Origin of the sequence: Bartonella bacilliformis Ver097 (genome assembly GCF_000709795.1) — a bacterium.
Lineage (GTDB): Bacteria > Pseudomonadota > Alphaproteobacteria > Rhizobiales > Rhizobiaceae > Bartonella > Bartonella bacilliformis_A.
On record NZ_KL503802.1, the window covers coordinates 243,203 to 266,879 of the forward strand.

At 36.5% G+C, this 23,677-nt stretch carries 27 protein-coding genes; 9 read left to right on the forward strand and 18 right to left on the reverse strand.

What is annotated here, in order from left to right:
- Nucleotides 1-107 precede the first annotated feature (107 nt).
- A complete protein-coding gene (gene trxA / locus H710_RS00945; protein WP_041848989.1) occupies nt 108-431 on the forward strand; it encodes a thioredoxin in 324 nt (107 codons plus the stop codon).
- Nucleotides 432-512: 81 nt separating this feature from the next.
- Here the strand turns inward: trxA and H710_RS00950 are convergent, their stop codons facing one another.
- From H710_RS00950 to H710_RS00960, 3 genes are all read right to left on the reverse strand, one after another.
- Complete coding sequence (locus tag H710_RS00950) at nt 513-2,090, reverse strand: peptide chain release factor 3 (RefSeq protein ID WP_041848990.1); 1,578 nt, start codon at nt 2,088-2,090, stop codon at nt 513-515.
- Nucleotides 2,090-3,751 (reverse strand): lysine--tRNA ligase, encoded by a 1,662-nt coding sequence (locus tag H710_RS00955; protein WP_041848991.1) that lies wholly within the window; start codon nt 3,749-3,751, stop codon nt 2,090-2,092. Before H710_RS00955 ends, H710_RS00950 begins: the two co-directional genes overlap by 1 nt.
- Nucleotides 3,752-3,950: 199 nt before the next feature.
- Entirely contained in the window at nt 3,951-5,171 is a 1,221-nt protein-coding gene (locus H710_RS00960; protein ID WP_041848992.1) for an argininosuccinate synthase, read from the reverse strand.
- 179 nt (nt 5,172-5,350) lie between these two features.
- On the opposite strand from H710_RS00960, the gene H710_RS00965 reads away from it, so the two are divergent.
- A complete protein-coding gene (locus H710_RS00965) occupies nt 5,351-5,992 on the forward strand; it encodes a LysE family translocator (protein WP_041848993.1) in 642 nt (213 codons plus the stop codon).
- 7 nt (nt 5,993-5,999) lie between these two features.
- Here the strand turns inward: H710_RS00965 and rlmN are convergent, their stop codons facing one another.
- The 7 genes from rlmN to H710_RS00985 form a co-directional block, all read right to left on the reverse strand.
- On the reverse strand, nt 6,000-7,169 hold the full coding sequence (rlmN, locus tag H710_RS00970; protein ID WP_052472857.1) for a 23S rRNA (adenine(2503)-C(2))-methyltransferase RlmN: 1,170 nt from the start codon (nt 7,167-7,169) through the stop codon (nt 6,000-6,002).
- An 86-nt stretch (nt 7,170-7,255) separates the two neighbouring features.
- The gene (locus H710_RS00975; RefSeq protein ID WP_414946104.1) at nt 7,256-7,759 is read right to left on the reverse strand and encodes an invasion associated locus B family protein; all 504 of its coding nucleotides are present in this window, start codon (nt 7,757-7,759) and stop codon (nt 7,256-7,258) included.
- A 330-nt stretch (nt 7,760-8,089) separates the two neighbouring features.
- Entirely contained in the window at nt 8,090-8,176 is an 87-nt protein-coding gene (locus H710_RS06535) for a hypothetical protein (protein WP_414946127.1), read from the reverse strand.
- A 1-nt stretch (nt 8,177) separates the two neighbouring features.
- On the reverse strand, nt 8,178-8,288 hold the full coding sequence (locus tag H710_RS06540) for a hypothetical protein (protein WP_196295835.1): 111 nt from the start codon (nt 8,286-8,288) through the stop codon (nt 8,178-8,180).
- Nucleotides 8,285-8,452, reverse strand: coding sequence for a chlorhexidine efflux transporter (locus H710_RS06190; RefSeq protein WP_196295836.1), 168 nt, complete (start codon nt 8,450-8,452; stop codon nt 8,285-8,287). The genes H710_RS06540 and H710_RS06190 overlap by 4 nt, the downstream gene beginning before the upstream one ends.
- A 139-nt stretch (nt 8,453-8,591) precedes the next feature.
- Nucleotides 8,592-9,056, reverse strand: coding sequence for a PTS IIA-like nitrogen regulatory protein PtsN (gene ptsN, locus H710_RS00980; RefSeq protein WP_041848995.1), 465 nt, complete (start codon nt 9,054-9,056; stop codon nt 8,592-8,594).
- Between the two features lie 146 nt (nt 9,057-9,202).
- Nucleotides 9,203-9,613, reverse strand: a complete 411-nt coding sequence (locus tag H710_RS00985) for a hypothetical protein (RefSeq protein ID WP_244875574.1) — start codon at nt 9,611-9,613, stop codon at nt 9,203-9,205.
- 78 nt (nt 9,614-9,691) lie between these two features.
- Here H710_RS00985 and H710_RS06195 point away from each other — a divergent pair, with 78 nt between their 5' ends.
- Nucleotides 9,692-9,862, forward strand: a complete 171-nt coding sequence (locus H710_RS06195) for a hypothetical protein (RefSeq protein WP_155367617.1) — start codon at nt 9,692-9,694, stop codon at nt 9,860-9,862.
- A 341-nt stretch (nt 9,863-10,203) separates the two neighbouring features.
- On the opposite strand, the gene lptB is transcribed toward H710_RS06195, so the two are convergent.
- From lptB to lptC, 3 genes are all read right to left on the reverse strand, one after another.
- Nucleotides 10,204-10,998: an LPS export ABC transporter ATP-binding protein gene (gene lptB / locus H710_RS00990; protein WP_041848997.1), complete on the reverse strand. Its 795-nt coding sequence runs from the start codon at nt 10,996-10,998 to the stop codon at nt 10,204-10,206.
- A gap of 6 nt (nt 10,999-11,004) precedes the next feature.
- Nucleotides 11,005-11,610, reverse strand: a complete 606-nt coding sequence (locus H710_RS00995) for an LptA/OstA family protein (protein WP_041848998.1) — start codon at nt 11,608-11,610, stop codon at nt 11,005-11,007.
- Nucleotides 11,611-11,679: 69 nt separating this feature from the next.
- The gene (gene lptC, locus H710_RS01000) at nt 11,680-12,318 is read right to left on the reverse strand and encodes an LPS export ABC transporter periplasmic protein LptC (protein WP_041848999.1); all 639 of its coding nucleotides are present in this window, start codon (nt 12,316-12,318) and stop codon (nt 11,680-11,682) included.
- A 186-nt stretch (nt 12,319-12,504) separates the two neighbouring features.
- On the opposite strand from lptC, the gene H710_RS01005 reads away from it, so the two are divergent.
- From H710_RS01005 to H710_RS01030, 6 genes are all read left to right on the forward strand, one after another.
- On the forward strand, nt 12,505-12,783 hold the full coding sequence (locus H710_RS01005) for an integration host factor subunit beta (RefSeq protein ID WP_041849000.1): 279 nt from the start codon (nt 12,505-12,507) through the stop codon (nt 12,781-12,783).
- Between the two features lie 353 nt (nt 12,784-13,136).
- Nucleotides 13,137-14,069 (forward strand): RsmD family RNA methyltransferase, encoded by a 933-nt coding sequence (locus tag H710_RS01010; RefSeq protein WP_155367623.1) that lies wholly within the window; start codon nt 13,137-13,139, stop codon nt 14,067-14,069.
- A gap of 2 nt (nt 14,070-14,071) precedes the next feature.
- Nucleotides 14,072-14,896 (forward strand): TrmH family RNA methyltransferase, encoded by an 825-nt coding sequence (locus tag H710_RS01015; RefSeq protein ID WP_041849002.1) that lies wholly within the window; start codon nt 14,072-14,074, stop codon nt 14,894-14,896.
- Nucleotides 14,897-14,920: 24 nt separating this feature from the next.
- The gene (gene lspA / locus H710_RS01020) at nt 14,921-15,418 is read left to right on the forward strand and encodes a signal peptidase II (protein ID WP_041849003.1); all 498 of its coding nucleotides are present in this window, start codon (nt 14,921-14,923) and stop codon (nt 15,416-15,418) included.
- 511 nt (nt 15,419-15,929) lie between these two features.
- Nucleotides 15,930-16,703 carry a Bax inhibitor-1/YccA family protein gene (locus tag H710_RS01025; RefSeq protein WP_041849004.1) on the forward strand — a complete coding sequence of 258 codons (774 nt, stop codon included), beginning with the start codon at nt 15,930-15,932 and terminating at the stop codon, nt 16,701-16,703.
- Between the two features lie 125 nt (nt 16,704-16,828).
- Complete coding sequence (locus tag H710_RS01030) at nt 16,829-17,725, forward strand: endonuclease/exonuclease/phosphatase family protein (RefSeq protein ID WP_041849005.1); 897 nt, start codon at nt 16,829-16,831, stop codon at nt 17,723-17,725.
- Here the strand turns inward: H710_RS01030 and polA are convergent.
- The 5 genes from polA to H710_RS01055 all read right to left on the reverse strand — a co-directional run bounded on the left by polA (nt 17,691) and on the right by H710_RS01055 (nt 23,674).
- On the reverse strand, nt 17,691-20,597 hold the full coding sequence (gene polA, locus H710_RS01035; protein ID WP_041849006.1) for a DNA polymerase I: 2,907 nt from the start codon (nt 20,595-20,597) through the stop codon (nt 17,691-17,693). The two genes, H710_RS01030 and polA, sit on opposite strands and share 35 nt — an antisense overlap.
- Nucleotides 20,598-20,904: 307 nt before the next feature.
- Complete coding sequence (gene dnaQ, locus H710_RS01040; RefSeq protein WP_041849007.1) at nt 20,905-21,609, reverse strand: DNA polymerase III subunit epsilon; 705 nt, start codon at nt 21,607-21,609, stop codon at nt 20,905-20,907.
- Nucleotides 21,610-21,613: 4 nt separating this feature from the next.
- The gene (coaE, locus tag H710_RS01045; RefSeq protein WP_041849008.1) at nt 21,614-22,216 is read right to left on the reverse strand and encodes a dephospho-CoA kinase; all 603 of its coding nucleotides are present in this window, start codon (nt 22,214-22,216) and stop codon (nt 21,614-21,616) included.
- Nucleotides 22,213-23,085: a shikimate dehydrogenase gene (locus H710_RS01050; protein ID WP_041849009.1), complete on the reverse strand. Its 873-nt coding sequence runs from the start codon at nt 23,083-23,085 to the stop codon at nt 22,213-22,215. The genes coaE and H710_RS01050 overlap by 4 nt, the downstream gene beginning before the upstream one ends.
- Nucleotides 23,078-23,674, reverse strand: a complete 597-nt coding sequence (locus H710_RS01055; RefSeq protein WP_041849010.1) for a Maf family nucleotide pyrophosphatase — start codon at nt 23,672-23,674, stop codon at nt 23,078-23,080. Before H710_RS01055 ends, H710_RS01050 begins: the two co-directional genes overlap by 8 nt.
- Nucleotides 23,675-23,677 lie beyond the last annotated feature (3 nt).

Below are 23,677 nucleotides of genomic sequence, written 5' to 3' on the forward strand. Positions count from 1 at the left end.
AAAATCCTTTCCAAAAGAGCCTATAATCACTTATCTTCACTATACTGACATAAATTGAAGTCATACCAATCAATGTACAAAAAAGTGTAATATAAAGGAATAAATCAATGACTTGTATAAAAATTAATAATAGCAATTTCGAAAATGAAGTTCTCACCTCCTCCATTCCTGTTGTGGTTGATTTTTGGGCAGAATGGTGTAATCCTTGCAAAATGATTGCACCAATACTTGATGAAATTTCAGCAGAAATGGAAGGTCAAGTTAAAATCGCCAAAATAAGCATTGACGAAAATCCAGAACTGGCCACACAATATGGAGTGCGTTCAATTCCTACCCTCTTGATGTTCAAAAATGGTAATGTCTCGTCCAATGTAGTTGGCGCTACGTCTAAAAAGCGTCTTTGCGAATGGATTAAAGATAATCTTCGCTAATTTCATGCATAATAACTTTTTTCGTAAAGAAAAGGGAGCAAACAAGCAATCCCTTTTTTTGATCTTTTAAGAATCATTTTTTTACTCAGAACGCGTTTGATAATCTTTGAAAGTTGCAAATTTTATTTTCGGAGCCCGTTCTGCTTCATAATTTAAAGAAAAAGCATTTTCTGCCAAAAAAACTAGATCATTATCCAAATCATAAGCAATAGCGGATCGATGATTGGTGAGAAATTTTTGGAGTTCATTTTTACTTTCTGCAGAAATCCAACGACACACATTAAAGCGTGCTGGCTCAAAGCCCACAGACAAAGAATATTCTACTTTAAGCCGCTCGGTTAAAACATCAATTTGCAAAGCACCAATCACACCAACAAGAGCAGGCGATCCATCATCAGGAGTAAATAATTGTACAACTCCCTCCTCAGCCATTTGTTGCAACGCTTGCTTAAGCTTTTTTGCTTTCATAGGATCATGCAAACAAACACGACGCAGAATTTCCGGTGCAAAATTTGGTACACCTTTAAAGAGAATATCTTCTCCCTCAGTCAATGTATCTCCAATACGCAAAGTTCCATGATTGGGAATCCCCACTACATCACCAGCATAAGCTTGATCAGCAATTTGACGCGAACGAGCAAAGAAAAATTGTGGAGATGAAAGTGTCATTGGCTTTCCTGTCCGTACCAACTTCGTTTTCATGCTACGCTCAAGCCTTCCCGAGCACACACGCAAAAATGCAATACGATCACGATGATTGGGATCCATATTGGCTTGAATTTTAAAGACAAATCCTGTCATTTTTGGCTCATCAGCACTGACTGTGCGTTGATCTGCCATCTGATCACGAGGACTGGGACCAAAATCGATTAATGCATTAATCAAATCACGAACACCAAAATTTCGTAAAGCTGAACCAAAATAAACCGGTGTCATATGTCCTTCACGGAAGGCTTGAAGATCAAAATGTTTGCAAGCATTGCGAGCAAGCTCTACACCTTCAAGAAAGAGAGAACGCTGATATTCAGGAAGTAAATTGGCAACTTCATCCGGTCCAGAAACCACCCGTGAAGTTATTTCATCATCATGTTGACGAAAAGAATTATGATAAAGGTCAAAGGTACCAAAAAAATCTTTACCCATACCAATGGGCCATGTAATTGGTGCAGTATCAAGCGCGAGTTTTTCTTCAATTTCATCTAAAATTTCTAAAGGGTCACAGGCCTCACGATCCATTTTATTAACAAAAGTAACAATAGGGATATCTCGCATACGACACACTTCAAATAATTTTAGTGTTCTTGGTTCAATCCCACGGGCACCATCCAAAACCATAATCGCACTATCAACAGCTGTAAGAGTGCGATATGTGTCATCTGCAAAATCTTCATGACCTGGAGTATCTAATAAATTAAAAATATGATCTTCATATTCAAACGTCATGACCGATGTCACAACAGAAATACCGCGATCACGTTCAATATTCATCCAATCAGAACGCGTTTGAATACGATCTTTTTTTGCCTTAACCTCACCAGCGAGCTGAATTGCTCCACCAAACAACAACAATTTTTCTGTCAGCGTTGTCTTTCCTGCATCAGGGTGAGCAATAATAGCAAATGTACGCCGCCGCTTTACTTCTTGCGCTCTACAATCCATTATTCCCCCATAGGCTGAGAAAGTACTTTAGCAATCAGGGCGCGCATTTCATCAACCCCATAAAGCGCTATAAAAGATCCAAATCTTGGTCCTCGTTCTTGTCCTAATAAAACTTCGTAAAGCATTTGAAAAAAAGCAACTGAAACACCTGGGCCGCCTTCAGGACTTTTTTTGCTATGATCTTGATAACGTTCCGTTAAACGCGCAACGTCAAGAAGTGAATTTTGAAGTGCATTGTCATCAACAATTTCTGGCAAATTTGCTAACTTTTCATCGATTTGAGCCAATATCGCGCGCTCAATATCATCAGGTACTCGAAACTGTTTATTGGGTTTGACAAAAACATCAAAATATTTAATGGCACACTTCACCAACAAATCAAGCGCTGGACATGTTTGTGCATTAGTTCCCTTAGAATAGCGAGAAATAAATCCCCAAAGAACGTCTTCATTTTCAGCATTTGAAGCACTAACCAAATTTAAAAGCATAGCAAAAGATACGGGCATATCAACCTGCGGAGGACAACCGCTATGAATATGATATACAGGGTTATTAAATCGTTCCTTCCATTGTTGGCGACCGTAAGCAGCAAGATGCGCATAATATTCATCAACAGTTTTTGGAATAACATCAAAATAGAGGCGTTTTGCTGTTTTAGGCTTTAAAAACATATAAAGTCCTAAACTTTCTGTTGGTGCATAAGTCAGCCACTCATCAATAGTCAAACCATTTCCCTTAGATTTGGAAATTTTTTGCCCTTTCTCATCCAAAAAGAGTTCATAATTAAATCCTTCGGGTGGATTACTACCAAGCACTTTGCAAATTTTAGAAGACAGATTTACTGAATCAATCAGATCTTTTCCTGCCATCTCATAATCAACTCCAAGCGCTTTCCAGCGCATCGCCCAGTCCACCTTCCACTGACACTTAACTTTTCCACCAGTAACCTCTGTTTCAATAGTTTCACCTGTTTCAGGCTCAATATAGGTGATAGTGCCTTTTTTAACATTCCGATCAATAATTGGAACTTGCAATACTTTTCCAGAAACAGGAGAAATAGGTAAAAAAAGCGCATAAGTTTCTTGTCGTTCTTCCCCCAATGTTGGCAAAACAATTTTCATCACCTCATCATAAGAAGCCAATATTTTTAGGAGAACTTCATCAAAACGGCCAGAACTGTAATAATCGGTAGCGCTAGCAAATTCATAATCAAAACAGAAACGATCAAGAAAAGCACATAAGCGCATATTATTCGCCGCTCCAAAAGAAGGAGATGCATCCCCAAAAGTATTTGGAACACGACTGAGCGGTTGACCAAGATAATGTGCCATTTTTTCACGGTCAGGCACATTCTCAGGAACCTTACGCAAACCATCCATGTCATCAGAAAAACAAATAAGTTTTGTTTTAATTTTATCCTCAGTCAGAACATGGAATGCGTGGCGTACCATCGTCGTCCGTGCGACTTCCCCAAAGGTCCCAATATGCGGCAAACCAGAGGGTCCATAACCTGTTTCAAATAAAACAGTCTCTGGATAACTTGTCTTTTCATAACGCTTGATAATCTTGCGTGCTTCCTCAAACGGCCAAGCTTTCGACTGAACAGCTTCATCTTTTAATTCAGATGTAAAACCAAAAGCATCAAACTGATTACGCGTCATGATTTTATCCTATATATTAAACTTTTTAACAATTAAAGTGTGCGGTTGTTGAACTTTTTCGCCAAGAATAGCAGAATAAAAATTGCAAAATTTTTATCTCACTTTTATTCACTCTATAATTTATGTTTCATTACTTTAGTTTAGTCTTCTTCATGTTTATAGAACAAAGAATATGAGAACATAAACTGTTATTTCTTATTCATAATACTGATCGTGCTGCTAATGTGCGTAAGCGCAGGGCGTTTAATTTAATGAATCCAGCAGCATCTTTTTGATCATAAGCACCCTGATCATCTTCAAAAGTTACCAGTTTATCAGAATAAAGCGATTTTTTACTTTGCCGACCCTCAACAATCACATTACCCTTATAAAGCTTCAATGTAACCTCTCCTTCAACATGTTCTTGCGATAAATCAATAGCTGCCTGCAACATTTTACGCTCAGGTGAAAACCAAAAGCCATAATAAATCAACTCTGCATAACGTGGCATTAATTCATCTTTCAAATGCGCTGCACCGCGATCTAAGGTCAAGGATTCTATCGCTCGATGAGCTATTAAGAGAATGGTTCCTCCTGGTGTTTCATAAATGCCACGCGATTTCATACCCACAAAGCGGTTTTCAACTAAATCTAACCGACCGATACCATTGTCGCGTCCGTAGTTATTTAATTGAGTTAGTAAAGTAGCTGGAGATAACATTTCTCCATTAATAGAAATAGCATCACCTTTTTTAAAGCCGATTGTGATTACCGTTGCTTTATCTGGAGCATCCTCCGGCGAAAGAGTGCGCATATGCACATATTCAGGAGCAGGAATAGCAGGATTCTCCAAAATCTTCCCTTCTGATGATGAATGCAATAAATTTGCATCTACCGAAAAAGGTGCTTCACCTTCCTTATCTTTCGCCACTGAAATTTGATGCACACGTGCAAATTCAATTAAATCTGTTCGACTTTTAAAAGTCCAATCTCGCCATGGAGCAATAATTTTTATATCAGGATCAAGAGCATAAGCAGAAAGTTCAAAACGAATTTGATCATTCCCTTTTCCTGTTGCTCCATGAGCAATCGCATCAGCTCCGGTTTCCTTAGCAATTTCAATAAGACGCTTTGAAATAAGTGGACGAGCAATTGATGTTCCTAAAAGATAGACCCCTTCATAGACGGCATTTGCTCGAAACATGGGAAATACAAAATCACGCACAAATTCTTCACGTAAATCTTCAATATAGATCTCCTTAATACCCATTATTTCAGCTTTACAACGCGCAGATTCTAACTCTTCCCCCTGACCTAAATCAGCTGTAAAAGTTACAACTTCAGCACTCAATTCGCTTTGCAACCATTTGAGAATAATCGATGTATCCAATCCCCCCGAATAGGCCAAAACAACTTTCTTAACATCTGTCCATTTTTTCATTCTAAAGCTCTACGATACTTGTTTTCTACTCTTTTACTCACAAATATTAAAACCATGCAAGCAATGAAAATAAATTCTTTGTAAACAGCATTTAAAAGATGCAAAAAAAAAAAGCGTAAAGAAGAATGGAAGAGAGGTAATAATCGCAACTGCCTCTTCATTATAAAGGGGGGAAAGTTATGTCATTTTTGCCTGAATGGTCTGTTCTTATAGAATTCGCTTTAACATCATTGGTTCTCGCTCTCATACCAGGACCTGATGTCATGCTATCAGTGGGACGAACCATTGCACAGGGCACAACAGCTGGAATTATGTGTGTCTTAGGGAGTTCAACAGGTTTTGCTATTCAAGTGTTATCTGTTGCCGTTGGCTTATCAGCGCTTATTTTCACTTCACCAATCGCCTTTTTTCTTCTTAAAATTGCTGGTGCTCTTTATCTTTTATGGCTCGCCTTTCAAATGGTGCGAACACACTCAAAATTTTCTCTAAAAGAAAAACAGCAAAAAAAACAAAGCCTCAAACGCAACTATTTAGCTGGCATTGGAACCAGTCTTTTAAATCCCAAAGCTATTCTCTTTAACATAACTTTTTTACCGCAATTTATTAATGTTAATGATCCTATGGCCACACAAAAATTGCTCTTTTTAGGGTTTTCCTATATCCCATTTTCTCTACCTGCCACAATTTCCATCGTTTTTATGGCCCACAAACTCTCCACGAGTCTTAAACAAAACCCTTCTTATATGCGCTTTCTTGATTGGCTCGTTGCAGGTATTTTCACAAGTTTTGCTTTACGTCTTCTGATCGACAATAGATTTTAAATTGAGCTTAAATTATATCGCCCATCATACTTTCAAGCTGTAACCGCTCTGATTTACGTAACCGCTCTGAAGTTGATTTAAGATTTCCACATGCAGCCAGAATATCGCGTCCACGTGGCATTCGAATAGGCGAAGCATAACCTGCTCTATTAATCACATCAGCAAAACGTTCAATTTGCTCCCAATCAGAACATTCATAACGGCTTCCCGGCCATGGATTAAAGGGAATTAAATTAATTTTAGCAGGAATACCTTTAAGCAGTTTAATCAATTTCTTAGCGTCATCCAAACTATCATTGACGTCCTTTAACATAACATACTCAAACGTAATGCGCTTAGCATTAGAAAGGCCAGGATAATTACGGCAAGCCTCCATTAACATGCTTAGTGGATATTTTTTATTGATAGGAACGAGAACATCTCGCAAACTATCACACACCGCATGAAGCGAAATGGCTAACATTACACCAATTTCTTCCCCAGCACGTATAATTTCAGGGACAACCCCACTGGTTGAAAGAGTAATGCGGCGTTTTGATAAAGAAAGCCTGTCACCATCAGAAGCAATCAATAAAGCTTTTTTGACCGCTTCAAAATTATAAAGCGGTTCTCCCATACCCATCATAACAATATTGGTGATTTTACGTCTTGCTTCTGAAAGACCTGAATAATCAGGTGTATCTTTCCCAGGGAAATCGCCTAAACGATTGCGTGCAAACAATAACTGCAACAAAATCTCTTCAGCAGTCAAATTGCGAACCAGTTTTTGTGTTCCCGTATAACAAAAAGAACAAGTTAGCGTGCATCCTACCTGGGATGAAACACACAAACGCCCTTCTCCAGGAATATAGACTGTTTCAATTTCAACAGGCTTTCCTGCTCCACGTGCTGGAAACCGTAAAAGCCATTTATATGTACCATCTTTTGATATCTGTTCTTCAACAATTTCGGGATATGCAATAGAAAAATTATCTTTTAGCATTTCCCGCATCGGCTTAGAAATATTGAACATCTCATCAAAAGACGAGACACCACGCACATAAAACCAATGCCAAAGCTGACGTACCCGCATACGTATTTGATGTTCTGGAACACCAATGCTCCTCAATGCTTGTACCATTTCATCATGCAACAAACCAATCAAAGACTGAGACTGCTTTAATCTATCTCTTACCATGTCTGATCTGCTTTAATTTTTTGGCATACACTCATTGAGTGATTACACGAAATAGTCATTACTTTCCAATTTTAGGTTATAAGTTCTTAATGACAATTTTTCGCTGCATTCAATGCCGCAGTCACTCCCTTTAAGGAATAAGTGTAAGTCGTGTGTGTTCCCCGTTTTGAGACGGCTTGTACTTTCATCGTTGCACCTGCACGCATAGCTGCAACAAGCTGCACTTCCATCCCTGAAGACGCTAACCAAGCCGATGAATCCTTCGTGAAGAAATTAAAAACCTTATCCCCAACAGTCACAATAACTTCTGACCCTTCTTTCAATACGTAGCCAGCCATAAACTGCGGCTCAAATGAAACAGGCGAACTAGAACGCTTAGTCACTAAAAAAAAATTATCACCATGCTTAACGGTTGTTGGCAATGCATTTAAAGGCATTGATAACACATAGCAAATTGTATTCTCTGCAGATTTATAAGAATAGGCTCCCCAAGATTCAAACTGATGTAAACGACTTGGTGCTTGTGCCCATACTGTTCCAGTAGTTGCAAGAATCACAACAGATATAGTAACAAAAATCTTCTTAAACATTCTCATTTAGCTCACTTCTTTATTTTTTAACAAAATTTTCTTTAATAGAAATCATATATTATATCGCCAAAACAGATCTTTCACTTAATTGTGACCTCTTAGATCTTACTAAAATGTGAACTTTTTACTCAATAACCAAATTTTCAAAAAAATAATATTTTAACTTGTTAATTTTGCTATCAACCAAACATAAAAAACAGTTTATTCGTAATTTTTGTGTCAAATTACACAAATTTAAACGCATAGCAACCTTTATACACTAAATAAGCGCACATAAATTTTATCATAAATATAATTGAACAAGGCAAGAAAAAACCAACACTCCTATTTCTAGAAAAAAGTATTCAAAAAATCGATTTTCAAATAAGCAGCAATAAGGGAAACTGTAAAAATAATTAGCCCTCCTTCAAACCCCACACTATGAAATGCACATCCATTTTGTATGCTGAAAGCTCATATATTTTTGTATTCTATCATACAAAAAATTAAAAACACCATTCCATGCCGTAGCGATTAAAGAAACAATCAAAGAAAGACCTGACCTGTTAATTCCAATACATTATCTTTTGAAACAAAAAGCAAAATAAGAACAATTAAAAGAATTGCCATAACTTCAAAAATAACTGCATGACAAAGCCGTGCTTTCCAACCCCGTTGTACTAAAATTTCATCTACTTGTTTAACATTCAACACAGATTTATTCCCTAACAGTAGTACTATTTTATTTTATATTATAAAACGTCGTTGAATTTTCTTTTTGGTCAATAATTATGTCGCTTTCTTTTACTTATGCTCATAATTATTACCCACATACAGAATATAATCTAGCTTTTCAGGCTGCACTTAATTCTGAGTGATGAACAAATAAATTGTAAAGTACAGAAACGTCATTTGTATTGTATAATTTCTGGCTAATACCAGAATAGCGCAAAACACGTGCAACTTGCGACAAAGCTTTTAAGTGATCTGCTCCAGAATTCTCAGGTGCCAAAAGTAGAAAAACAAGGCTTACCGGTTCATCATCAAGAGCTTCAAAATCAACAGGAGTTTCAAGACGAGCAAAAATACCTATAATGCGATCAATATCAGAAAGTTTTCCGTGAGGAATCGCAATACCACCCCCTACACATGTCGATCCTAATTTTTCACGTTGCAAAATAATATCAAAAATAGCGCGCCCTTCAAGTCCTGTTAACTCAGCAGCTTTTTCAGCTAAAATTTGCAAAACCTGTTTTTTCGAATTTGCCTTAAGCACTGGAATAATTGCCTTCGGTGCAATTAACTCACTCAAATCCATATTTCATTTTCCTTTTACACACCAAAATGCTCACTCACAAAATCAATAAATAAATAGTTTTGATTCTAAAGATTTTCGTCAATTGTTTGCATCACCGCATGTATATTTACTCCCTCATGATAACATCCTGCCAGTATTATCTTGGTTCAATTATCATCATTGTTTACTCTTGGAAAAATAAGACGATCCGTTACATTCATTGCTACCACAGCAAAAGCAATAAACATCATTTGTAAATACATTAATCGCCCAACCTCAACAGCATCACTTTTCTTGAGAAAATTTTTCTCAAAGACTACTATAATAATGGGATATACATAAAAATCCAATAATATTCTTAAATTGGCTACGACTATGCGATTTAAAGCAAAAACCATGACAACGCGAAGAAATATTATATTTTTAGCAATATTATCAAAAATCACCTGCGCTCTTTGTGTTTGACTTAACATGCGTAACGCACTGTTTTTTAAATGCACAACGCACTTCGCAAAAGAGCCCAACCCAAGCTCAACAATTGTAATATAACCCGTAGTATGATGACTAAAATATATCAAAACGGCATCACCAAAACGTTTGTGTTGATTGAAAAAACCCTTACCAACCCTATATTCCTTTCAGAAGTATGCAGATTTATGGCAAACTCGTTTATCATTCATGACAAGATTAATCTAACAAATATTTCCTATAAGACAAAAACAAATCGAGAAACCAACAAAAATCATCTTTTCATAGGATGTCTTTCTAAGCAATTAGCAGGAAAATTCATTCCGGTTTATCGTAAAAAAAATTTAGAAGCAAAATGATATATCCCACCGGGAAAAAACATCTCACGATGTCAACAAATAACAAGAAGAGACTTAATAACCATCCCTTCTTCACGCCTCATGAAGATCCCTTTAAACTATCGTACTTTCCCCCTTATTCATAAAATCTTAACGAGATTATTATGTCACTCACCTACAACAACTTATAGGCTTCTTATCCTGCAATGAAAATATACGTTAACAGCGCTCATATGAGAAATCAAGAATAAAGCTTCATTGATACAAACAAATAAAATTGATTGTCTCTCATTAAAATGACATTATATTTGCAACTGTTGCTTTATCTAAGCTTTAATGAACTATTTATAAAACTACAACTCTCAGAGAGAAAACTGATTTCCTAAATAAATTCTTCGTGCGTCAGCATCATTGATAATGTTGTTTGGACACCCGTGAATTAATACCTTTCCTGCGTGAATAATATAAGCACGATCGACAAGACCTAATGTCTCACGCACATTATGATCAGTTATTAAAACACCAATACCACGTTGAGTTAAATGACGAATAAGTTGTTGAATATCAGAAATAGCAATAGGATCAATTCCTGCAAATGGCTCATCAAGCAGAATAAAATCAGGACGAGAAGCTAAAGAACGAGCAATTTCAAGCCGCCGCCTTTCACCCCCTGATAAAGAAATTGCAGGAACTTTGCGCAAATGATCAATTTTAAATTCATACAAAAGTGCATTTAACTCTTCACAGCGTTTAAAACGATCTTTTTCAACAATCTCCAAAACAGCTTTAATGTTATTTTCTACTGAGAGACCACGAAAAATAGAAGCTTCTTGCGGCAAATAGCCAATACCCAAACGGGCACGCCTATACATCGGCATATGCGTAACATCAAATCCATCAATCTCTATAACCCCTCCATCAGCTTTAACTAAGCCTGTAACCATATAAAAACAGGTAGTTTTACCAGCACCATTGGGACCTAAAATACCAATAGATTCTCCAGTACGAAGACTAAAAGAAACACCATTAACGACTTGTCTTCCTTGATAAATTTTAATCAAATCGTGGGCAGCTAAGGTTCGCTTTAAAGATTTTCCCAGAGTTTCACTTTCAGAGTTTTGTCTAGTTATTTGTTTCGCTGTTTTGATCGCAAACATAAAATTTTAATGGCTACTCTTTTGATTTGATTGTAAAATGATCGAAACACGGCTTTTTTTCTCAGATGCTTCACATCCTTCAAGCAATGCTTTTCCTGTTTTCATATTGGTTGTCAACTTACATCCTGTCGCAACGTTACGACCATCTTTCAAAACAACATTGCCTGTCAAGGTCATCACATTTGATTTTCCATCAAAAATACCTTGATCGCCCGTAATGATTTGTGTTGCTATTTTAATATAAACATTTCCCAACATTTCCATTTTTTTTACACCAGTTAAACCAAATCCGACAAACAATCTAGATTGTTTGCTTACTTCATTGATACCAAATGTTTTATGATCCTGATCATAATAAACAACTAATTTTGATGTTTGCAAAAGCCGTTCACCCTGAATAATTGAAACATTGTTATTGAAAATAACGATACTCTCTTTTTCACGTATTTCCAAAGAATCTGAATATAATTCTATCGGCTTTTCTCCATTTGATAAATCAATTCCCATATGAGCCATTTCAGCATGTCCAGAAAGCTTCCCCCATTTCAATAACCCTATGCTTAAAATCAAAAACCCACCTACCCATTTTTTCCATGATGTTTTTGATTTCATCTGATCACCCTCAGCTCTTGTATTTATATAACAAATACGATTTAAGGTTCATATTGGAATTATCTATTGCTAGTTAATAAGCAAATGCACACCACCTTGAAAATGCATTACTCGTCCTTTTTCGCAAACCCGCAAACGACTAGCTGTGAGAGAAAAATCTGCATTGTAAATATCTACACGTTGATCGGTTTTTAATTGACCTTCAGATAAATTGATATCTGCGGTCATAAATTGTGCAACCAATCCATCTTTTGTTTCTATTGTAAAGGGTTTATTCAATTGCAAGTGAGTGCTACTATTGTCATAAATTCCTCTTTGTGCTCGGAGAAAAACCGATACCTGCTTACTTGCAGGAACTTCAGCTGTAATATTTTCTAACTCCACCACTCCAAAACGCACATGATCCTGAAACGCTTTTTCCGCTTTAAGCCAATAAGGCTGATTAGAGCTTGTATAACCTTCTAATCTTGGATCAACCATTGTCAATGTCGTTATCCCATCTTCTTCATTATTCAAAATTACAGTCTCAAAAGAAGTAGAAACAGAAAAAAATGTAAACCAACAAAAAACAAGTGCTATGATAAATGCAACGAGAGGTAAAAAAATTTTTAACACGTGAATCCGACGTGAATGGCAATAAGCTGTTTTTAAAACATCGCTAAAAGACGATTTTACTGAAAAAATTTCATTGCGATTGTATATGGCCATATTGTTTTCATCTCTCAAATACCCCATCTTTTAGTCTGTGGAGTTTTTATAAAATGTATTTTTAAATTTCTCTTATTGCAATTCAACTTTTCTTGGTTTTATTTTGCTTTCATCAATTTATGTGTGTAATGTACACGCAAAAATAAATAAGAAAATGATTTTTTCGTATAAATTGGAGAGGCTATTTTGATCAAATCAGAACTCATACAAATCATTGCTCGTCGTAACCCACATCTTCTGCAACGCGATGTAGAAAATATTGTTAACACTGTTTTTGAGGAGATTTCAACAGCTCTCACCAAAGGTCATCGCATTGAACTTCGTGGTTTTGGAGCTTTTTCTGTCAAAAATAGATCCGCTCGTAATGGTCGTAATCCACGGACAGGGGAAACTGTTATGGTTGAAGAAAAATGGGTTCCTTTTTTCAAAACAGGTAAGGATTTGCGTGACCGCTTAAATCAATGAGTAAATTTATGACACCTAAAAATATTCTTTTAACAATTATTTTGATACCTCTCACAGTTTTTTTGGTCTTGGTATTGTATTAAACAGTAGCATCAATTGGTTTACACGATGCCAACATCGTAAAGCTCTTAAAAAAAATAGCGCTGAACTTTAAAAAATTAGAATGACGAGGGCTTAAAAATCTAATATACAGCACTTTAATGATTTTTTTCTATTGTGTTTGATAACAGATCCAAAGGTATTTTTCTTCTCTTATCGTATTTTCATTAGCTTTAAACTCTAAAGTTCAATGAAAATTTAAGAGACTCTTAAAAAGTATTTCCTTTTACAATAAACGTGCCATGACACTGAATATACCTATACAACACTTTCAACCACATTTCGACAGTGTATATCCGAAAGAAAAATTACCTATTATTTTAGAAACAGGAGCTAGTACAGACTATGCTTTGATTGACTCTGGTAATGGAAAAAAGCTGGAGCGTTATGGCTCTTATCGCATTATTCGGCCAGAAGGCCAAGCGCTATGGAAACCAATTTTACCAGAAGAAATTTGGAATGATGTTGATGCTATTTTCACAGGCAATCGAGATGAAGAAGGTGTAGGTCGTTGGCATTTTCCCAAAAAAACACTTGATGAAACATGGCCTCTTTCTTGGAATGGCTTGTCGTTTCTAGGGCGTTTTACTTCTTTTCGCCATGTAGGTGTTTTTCCTGAACAGGACGCACATTGGCGTTCAATAGAAAAGCAAATTTTGCAAGCAGGACGTCCTATCAAATTGTTAAATCTTTTTGGCTACACAGGCATTGCCTCTTTGATTGGTGCGCGTGCCGGTGCTTCTGTCACCCATGTTGATGCCTCTAAAAAAGCTATCCTTTGGGCAAAAACCAATCAGGAAAGAGCAAAATTATCAAATCATCCTATTCGCTGGATTTGTGATGATGCAGTAAAATTTGTCGAACGTGAACTGCGTCGTCAAAAAACTTATGATATGATCCTTCTCGATCCTCCTGCTTATGGACGCGGACCTCATGGTGAAATTTGGCAACTTTTCGATCACTTACCAACAATGATTAAAAATTGTCGCAACCTTTTATCTGATGAGCCACTCGCTGTTGTACTTACGGCTTATTCCATTCGCGCTTCCTTTTACGCGCTTCATACTTTAATGCGCGATGAATTCACAAATCTTGGTGGTATAATTGAATCAGGAGAATTGATTTTACGTGAAGAAGCTGGCAAACGTGCTCTGTCCACTTCTCTCTTTAGCCGTTGGATTGCTTGAATATGTTCGGTCAAGTTAAAGAAATTACTTCTCTTAGTAACCCCATCATTAAAGATCTTAAAGCGCTCAATAAAAAGAAAAAGCGCCATCAAGAAGGACTCTTTATGGCAGAGGGACTTAAATTGGTAATTGATGCTTTAAATCTTGGTTGGACGATTCAAACACTCATCTTTTCCAAAAGCACACTAGGTAACACCACTCTTGAAAACACTGCTGCACGTATTCTTGCCAACAGTGGTTATGTTATCAGAGCTTCACAAAAAATTATGGAATCTATCACCCATCGCGATAATCCGCAAACTGTCGTTGGTATTTTCAAGCAACAATGGCACCCTATTGAAACCATAACAGAATCAGCAAAAGATGTTTATATTGCTCTTGATCGTGTGCGAGATCCTGGAAATCTTGGCACCATAATCCGCACAGCCGACGCGGTAGGAGCAAAAGGTGTTATTTTGATCGGCGAGACAACAGATCCTTTTTCGCCTGAAACAGTCCGTGCAACAATGGGTTCAATTTTTTCTATCCCCCTTTACCGTTTTAATGAAAATGCCTTTTTGGACTGGTCTGCAAACTTCAAAGGTATAATGATTGGTACGCACCTCCAAGGGACTGTTGATTACCGCACTATTGATTTTAAAGGTCCTGTTATACTTGTAATGGGAAATGAACAACAAGGTCTATCAAATGCACTGGCAAATCGCTGTCACCAACTTGCACGTATTCCACAAAATGGGCGTGCTGATTCTCTTAATTTAGCTATAGCCACAGCAATTATGCTTTATGAAATCCGTCGCTCTGATTTAACGCTTGAACCACGTGTTTAAGGCTTGACCCTAAGTGAGAACAAAATGACACTCAAATCATTGTTTTTTCTTCTTTTGGGTTTAATAATTACAGTCCTGCTTGATCAAGCCATCAAATATTGGATTACGCACACTATGCTCTTAGGAACAGAAATTCCACTTTTTCCCTTCATTTCTCTTTATCATGTACGTAATTCTGGTATTGCATTTTCGTTTCTTTCCTCTTTCTCCCATTGGGGGCTCATTGCTCTTACAATCACCATTATTGTTTTTCTTTTCTGGCTATGGAAAAACACTGAGCTTGATAAATCTTTATCACGTTTTGGTATTATTCTTATCATTGGTGGAGCAACCGGTAATCTTATTGACCGTATTCGTTTTCAAGCTGTTACGGATTATATATTATTTTATATTGATGGTGTCTTTTCTTTCGCCATTTTCAATCTCGCTGATACGTTTATAACGCTCGGCGCAATTTCCATTCTGATTGATGAATTTTGTATCTGGATAAAAACAAAACGCCATCTCAACAAATCTAAATAAATAACATACGAATTGCTTTCCTATATTAATACGGGTAATTCCATAATCATATAAATATTTCTACGGATTTTGCACTTGGTTCTCTTTTAAAATTTATGTGCTATAAATAATTTTGTTTCTAACTTTCTTGTTATTGCGTGTGATATTTTAGAAAATCGATCAAGCCTTATTCGTTGAGTCAATCAAACGTTGTAAGGTAGTTCTTTCAAAATTTATCCCTATAAGATCTTTTCGGTATCGGTAAATAGGGTATTTTATTTTGTAGAAAAACTGAATAATCTTGGATAAAAATTCGTTCGTCATTACTTATTTGTAAGGCTTCTCTTTACAAAAGTCTCTTGTATTTTCCAAATAAATCTCCATAATAGAAGTAGTATTTTAAAATTCTGCCAATGGAGCTTAAGAGTGTTTATATCCGCCCGACTAAAGCTCATATAGAATTCATTTAAAGGGTATAAAGCCTTTTGAGTCTTGAGTCCCACAACAGAACGTATGCTAAAGGATTTTTATTATGGCTGATTTCAGAAATTTACGCTCGGCATCTATTTCTCATGCCGATGCATCAATTGATCAGGGATTGCGTAGTTATATGCTAAGCGTCTACAATACAATGGCCATTGGTCTACTTGTTACAGCCGCTGCAGCTTATGCAATTGCATCATTGACCACAACAACAGATATGAACCTGGCGGCTGCCCAAATCAACAGTAGTGTTTACCTAACATCTTTCGGGGTAGCGTTTTATACATCACCTTTATCCTATATTATTATGTTTGCGCCACTTATAGCTGTTTTGTTTCTTAGTTTTAAAATTAATACACTCAGCACAAGTGCTGCTCGTAGCCTCTTTTATGGTTACGCAATGCTTGTTGGCTTGTCATTATCATCAATTATTTTGCGTTACACACCAGAAAGTATTGTACAAACATTTGTTATCACCGCTGCAGCTTTTGGTTCTCTTTCGCTTTATGGTTACACCACAAAGCGTGATCTTACTGCCATGGGGTCATTCCTATTCATAGGTCTGATTGGTTTGGTGCTTTCCATGATTGTTAATATTTTTCTTGGATCTGATGCTTTGCAATTTGCTATCTCTGTAGTTGGTGTTTTGATTTTTGCTGGTTTAACAGCCTACAATACACAAACCATTAAAACTATGTATTATGAAGGCGATGAAGATGAGACCCGTGGTCGTAAGATTATTATGGGCGCATTAAATCTTTATCTTGATTTCATCAATATGTTTGTTTTCTTGTTGAGATTTCTTGGCTCAAACCGTGATTAATTTAAGAACATTTTTATTTGAAAGCCCTATTTCCTAGAGGAAGTAGGGCTTTTTATTTTTTAATAAGCACTTTCTTTACCTTAACCATGTTAGAACAATACTCAAAAACTCAAAACAGTAAAAAAATGACAAGAAAGTCTAATAACTGGTCTACCAAATTTATTGAGAATAAATTTTATAATCCTTTATTAAGTGCACTCCATAAACGCTGTGGTTACCAATCAAATACAACCGACCATCAGACTAACTACGACCTTGTAGCTGCTTCTTACAATGTTCATAAATGTGTAGGTGTTGATAAAGTTTTTAATCCCACTCGTATTGTGCGCGTTATTGCTGAACTACAAGCTGATATTCTAGCTCTCCAAGAAGTGGATAAGCGTTTTGAGGAATGTATCGGTTTTATTGATCTTGAATTTCTAAAATCTGAAACAGATCTAACTTTAGTCCCTTTAAACACGAAATCACCCCATAGTCACGGTTGGTATGGCAATGCTCTTTTTTTACGCCAAGGATACGTGCGTGATATTTCGCAAATCAATTTACCTGGCATTGAACCACGTGGTGCTGTGATTGCAGAATTAGAAATGAAGATGGGAGCTATTCGTGTTATTGCCGCTCATTTTAGTTTATTGCGTCATTCTCGCAATAAACAAGTAAAAATGCTTCTTACGTTGCTGCAAAAACGCCCTTTTATGCCTACACTCATCATTGGCGATCTTAATGAATGGCGTGTTGGAAAAAGATCATCATTACATCATTTTTCTCTTTATTTTGATACCACATTTGGAGTTGTACCAAGCTTTCCCTCTCGCTTTCCTTTTCTTGCTCTTGATAGGATTTTTGCTTTCCCTCATCAATTAATAACAAGCGTTGAAAGTCATCATTCTCCTCTAGCCCGTATTGCCTCGGATCATTTACCTATTAAGGCCTATCTTGATCTTGGCAGTACAATAACTTCTCTTAAGAATGAAATGAATAAAGAAGCTAATGCGCTTCATCCCAATTTTGAGCAACCCTAACCTTCACTTCAAGCGGCACAGACAAAGATAACGCTGGCATTGTGGCATTTTCCATCACTTTTTTAACAATAGCTTTAGTTTTTGCACTTTCAGCTTTCGGCATTTCAAAAATTAGTTCATCATGAACTTGCAGCAACATTTTAGTAGATAGTCTTTCTTTTTCTAAAGCACCTTCCATTTGTATCATAGCACGGCGAATAATATCTGCTGCTGATCCTTGAATAGGTGCATTGATAGCAGCACGTTCATTAAAAGCACGGACTTGTCGATCTCTTGCTTTTATTTCTGGATAATGGATACGACGCCCAAAAATAGTCTCTACATAACCATATTGACGTGCAAATATTTTCGTCGCTTCCATATAATCTTGAATTCCTGGAAATCTCTCAAAATAGATACGAATATAATGGCTTGCTTCCTCCCGAGAAATACCGAGTTGATTTGCTAAACCAAAAGCTGATATACCGTAAATAATGCCAAAATTAATCGCCTTTGCACGACGACGTACATCTGAGGACATTCCCTCTATCGCAACACCAAACATCTGGGACGCAGTCATAGCATGAATATCTTGCCCTTGTGCAAAAGCTTCTTTTAACGCAGTAATATCTGCAATATGCGCAAGAAGGCGCAATTCAATCTGGCTATAGTCAGCTGATAAGAGAAGACAGCCTTCAGAAGCAATAAAAGCTGTCCGAATTTTACGCCCCTCAATAGTCCGAATTGGAATATTTTGTAAATTAGGCTCTGAAGATGATAACCGCCCTGTTGATGTTGTTGCGAGAGAATAATTTGTATGAACACGTCCTGTTTTAGGCGAGATATAAGAAGGCAAAGCGTCTGTATAGGTAGATTTTAACTTTGTAATTTGGCGCCAATTAACAATTTTACGTGGCAAAATATAACCCTCAGCAGCCAATTCTTCCAAGATCTGTGCAGAAGTTGACCACTGCCCACCTTTTGTTTTAGCCCCTCCAGGCAAACCAATTTTACTAAAAAGTATATCCCCTAGTTGTTTTGGTGAAGCAATATTAAATTGTTCACCAGCCAGCTGATAAATTTCTTCTTCTAAACTTAGAGAAGCTTGTGCTAATTCACCTGAAAGACGCGATAAGATCTGCCGATCAACAAGAATGCCGCGTTCTTCCATTCTTGCAAGAACCTCTATTAAAGGTCGATCAAGACGTTCATAGATCTTTGTCATCCCCTGTGCAACAAGCTGTGGTTTCAAAACCTGCCATAAACGTAGCGTTATATCTGCATCTTCTGCTGCATAAAGAGTTGCCTGTTTCAAATTTACCTGTTCAAAAGAAACAATCTTTTTCCCATCACACATTAAATCCTTGTACGCAATTGGTGTATGTCCAAGCCAGCGTTCAGACAAAACATCCATACCATGTGTCGATGTTCCGGCATCTAAAACATAGGACAAAAGCATTGTATCATCAAAAGAACGTATCATAATACCATATTGCCTCATAACCAACCAGTCATATTTCATGTTCTGACTAATTTTGAGCACGGCTTGATTTTCTAATATTGGCTTTAAAAGCGCCAAAGCCCTCTGTGTTTCAATTTGCCCAACAATACGTCCTCCTCCAAAAAGATTGTTTCCTCCTTCAATATGCTCCAAGGGTATATAGACAGCTTTATTAGGCTGTAATGCCAATGAAAAACCGACAAGTTTGGCTTGCATAGGATCAAGAGACGTTGTTTCCGTATCAAAAGAAAAATAGCCTTGTTCTTCTGCTTCCAATAACCACTTTTTCAAAATATCTTCATCAAGAAGAGTTTCATAAGCATCTCTTGTAATAACTTGGGTGAAAGCTTGTTCTTTACGTTTTTGCGCCAAAAATTGTGGGCAATTTTCAGAAGAAGTCTGAGGTAGCACTACGTCAGTTTTTTGAATATCTAGATCAGGTCCATGAACAGTCTCTGTCCACTCAGTCTCTACATCACACACCTCGATAATCATTGCATCACACTCGGTATCCTCTGCAACACGACGAGTTAGTGTTGTAAATTCCATAGCTTTCAGAAAAGCAATCAAGCGTGGACCATCTTGTGGTTCCAAAGTAAAACTATCTAAATCACTGTCTATAGGAACATCTGTTTTTAGCTTGACCAATGCACGGGAAATTTCTGTTTGCTTACTGTGAGTTTGAATATTTTCACGTCGTTTCGTTTGCTTAATTTCTGATACATGTTGCAATAAAAGGTCGAGAGACCCAAATTGATTCAATAATTGAGCCGCAGTTTTGGGACCAATACCTGGTATACCTGGTATATTATCGACTGGATCCCCAGTCAAAGCTTGTAAGTCGACCATCTTGTCAGGCGTTACACCCCATTTTTCTACAACCTCAGCAACCCCTATATGTTTATCTTTCATCCCATCATATAGGGACACATGTGTATTCACCAATTGCATTAAATCCTTATCAGAAGAAATAATGGTTGTCTTTGCACCAACTTGAGTTGCTAAATGTGCATAAGTCGCAATTAAATCATCAGCTTCAAACCCTTCTTTTTCGATACAAGGCACATTAAAAGCCTTGGTAGCTTGCCTTATCAAAGAGAATTGAGGAATAAGATCTTCAGGAGGCGTTACCCTATTAGCTTTATATTCAGGATAAATTTGCTTACGAAACGTATGAGATGAATGATCAAAAATAACAGCAAAATGTGTCGGAGTGAGACCAACAGCGCTGTTACGGGCATCACAGAGTAATTTCCATAGCATATTACAAAAGCCAGAGACAGCTCCCACAGGAAGTCCATCTTTTTTGCGCTTTAAGGATGGAAGAGCATAATAAGCACGAAAAATGTAGCCTGATCCATCAACCAAAAAAAGGTGATCATTTATTTTCATAATCGTTACATTTCTCCCTTTAAACCTAAAGCAGGTTCAACTTTATATTTTTTTTGATATTATCAAAAATTTATTAAACTGCCTCTGAAAAGCCATTTTTTTGTTTTTATAAGATACCATATCGTTACGGTTTAGAGTCAGTACCGAGAGCTCTTCTTTGCTATTATAGGATGCGATTGCTTTAATTTATTCCTTCTATAATAGCGGAAGGTACAGTGTAACGGTTAGGTCGTTGTGGTGTCCCCCTCCCCACAACGACCAATTTTAGGGATTTTAGCAATTTTTCAAAAGAAACTTTACATTATTCTTAAAGGATTTTGAACTGATTCCATAAAGCTTTTTCGCCTATTTGGTTGACCAGATCAGCGTGCATAATTTTTTCTTGTTCACTTAACCTTAGAGGTAGAGCCTGTGGGCGAATTTTAACGACATAGGGAGTATTGCTGTCATTTTCAGCGCTTAAATGACGACTATCATTATTATAAAATCCTAATGTTCCTTGTTTTCCTCCAATTAATTCAATATAGACATCAGCAAGAATTTCTGCATCAAGAAGAGCACCATGAAGAACACGGTGGCTCTTATCGATTCCAAAACGTTTACATAAAACATCAAGAGAATTAGGTCCCATAGGAAATTTTCGCCGCGCCATAGCTAATGTGTCAATGACATTATCAATGCTGATCAGTGGCTTATTTACTCGTTTTAATTCTGCATTAAGAAAGCTAATATCAAAATTTGCATTATGAGCAATCATCATTGCTCCATCTATAAATTCTAAAAGCTCATCAGCAATATCATCAAATTTTTTTTCATCCTTTAAACGCTCATTGGTCAATCCGTGAATTGCGACAACTTCGTCAGGAATAATAACCCCTTGCGGATTCAAATAAACATGGAATTGGCGTCCTGTAAGATAACGATCAACCATCTCCACACAACCTATTTCAATAATACGGTCGTTATCTTTATCTAAACCTGTTGTTTCAGTATCAAAAATAATTTCACGCATTGCTTTAATTCTTTAAAGAAAGGTCTTTTGATAATTTTTTTATCACATGCAAAACTTGTTTGCGTGTATTTTCTAAATCTTTTCCTGTATCAATGACAAAATCAGCACGCTCTTGTTTTTTTTCATCAGATATTTGTCGAGTATTGAGAATTGTAAATTTCTCCTCACTCATATTCGGACGGCTCATTGCGCGTTTCTTTTGTATTTCTGGTGGTGCAGAAACAACAACCACACTATCCACTCGACTTTCGCTTTTTGTTTCAAAAAGAAGTGGAATATCAAGCACAACTAATTTTTTTCCTTGTTGGCGTGCTTTCTCAATAAATTTTTTTTCTTTTTTCCGTACCAAAGGGTGAATTGTCTTTTCTAATATTTGTAATTTTTCATGATCTTTGGCCAAAATTTTAGAAAGCTTTTGGTTATTCACCCGGCCATTTTCAACAACATCAGGAAAAATACGCGCCATAAGTGACACAGTTGGCTTACTTTTATAAAGCTGTTGTACAGCTTCATCCGCACTAAAGACAGGAATACCAGCTTGTTTGAAAAAACTCGCCGTTGTTGATTTTCCCATAGCAATTGATCCAGTCAATCCTATAATTTTCATCCCCTATTTTCACCCATATCTTCTAAAATCGCTGTCCGTAATTCTTTTGTTACTGATGGTCTTATTCCAAACCATCTTTCAAAACCAGGAACAGCCTGGTGTAAAAGCATACCAAGTCCGTTGACTGTTTTTAAATTATGAGCTTTTGCTTGTTGTAAAAAAGGTGTAATTAACGGAGTATAGACAACATCTGTTACCAATGCTGTTGGCTTTGCTTTATGAAAATCAAAAAAAAAGCCGTTTTTTTCTTCACTAAAATTTATCATATCCATAGAAGCCGTATTCACAATTAAATCTGCATGACAAGCTATTTCACAAAAGCGATACCAATCATAGACTTTTATAGATTTTCCGAAATATTCAGCTAAATTATCTGCGTTTTTTTTTGTACGATTAAGCAAAAAAATACGTTCAAATTTTCGTTTTTTTAAAGCGTAGAGAATAGCACGCGCTGTACCCCCAGCACCAAAAACAAGAGCCGTTTCTCCAGCCCAACCAGGAACAAAATCATCAAGATTAGCATTAAAACCATAAGCATCACTATTTGTAGCAAGAAGTTTTTTCCCTTCAAGCCACAATGTATTCGCAGAACCAATAGCTGTTGCTATTCCATCTTTATAATCTGCTAAACGAAAAGCTTCTTGTTTATGTGGTGAAGTAACATTACCTCCCAAAATTTTTTTTTTTATTGATGCAATAAAATTTCTAAATTCTCTAACTGTTACTTCTTCTGAAACATATTCCCCATGTAAACCATAGTATTTAAGCCAAAACTCATGAATTTTTGGTGATTTTGAATGATGAATAGGATAACCAACAACAAAAGCACGTGAACATATTTTTTTGTGATTTACTGTAAAATCAACCATCAATAACCCCAAAATGACGTAATTTAGCTAACAAAGGTAATAAGGGTAAGCCAATAATAGTGAAATAACTTCCTTCTATTTTTTCAAAAAGATGAATTCCTTTCCCTTCTATCTGATATATCCCTACACTCTTGAGTACATCCATTCCCACATTCTCTAAATAACGCTCAATAAATTCTAATGAAAGGGAACGCATTGTCATGTGAGCGCTAAAAACTTCAGACCAAATTTCTTGGCTATTTTGGACTAAAGCTACTGCACTATGAAGAGAATGTGTTTTTCCTGATAAACTACGCAAACGTTGATGTGCTTCTTCCACATTTGTAACTTTATGAAAAACTTGACCTTCTAAATCAAGAACCTGATCACAACCAATAATAAATGCATTAGGAAAGCGACCAGAAACATTTTTTGCCTTAGCAATTGCAAGAAAACGGCTAAGTTTTTTTGGAGTTTTAGTTCCTATTTTTTTTTCTATTTCTCGTTCATCAAAAGAAGCTCCTTCAACGGAAAAATTCAAACCGGCATTTTTTAATAGTTGTGCACGATGAAAACTGCGAGATGCTAAAATTAACGTATTTTTTTTCATATA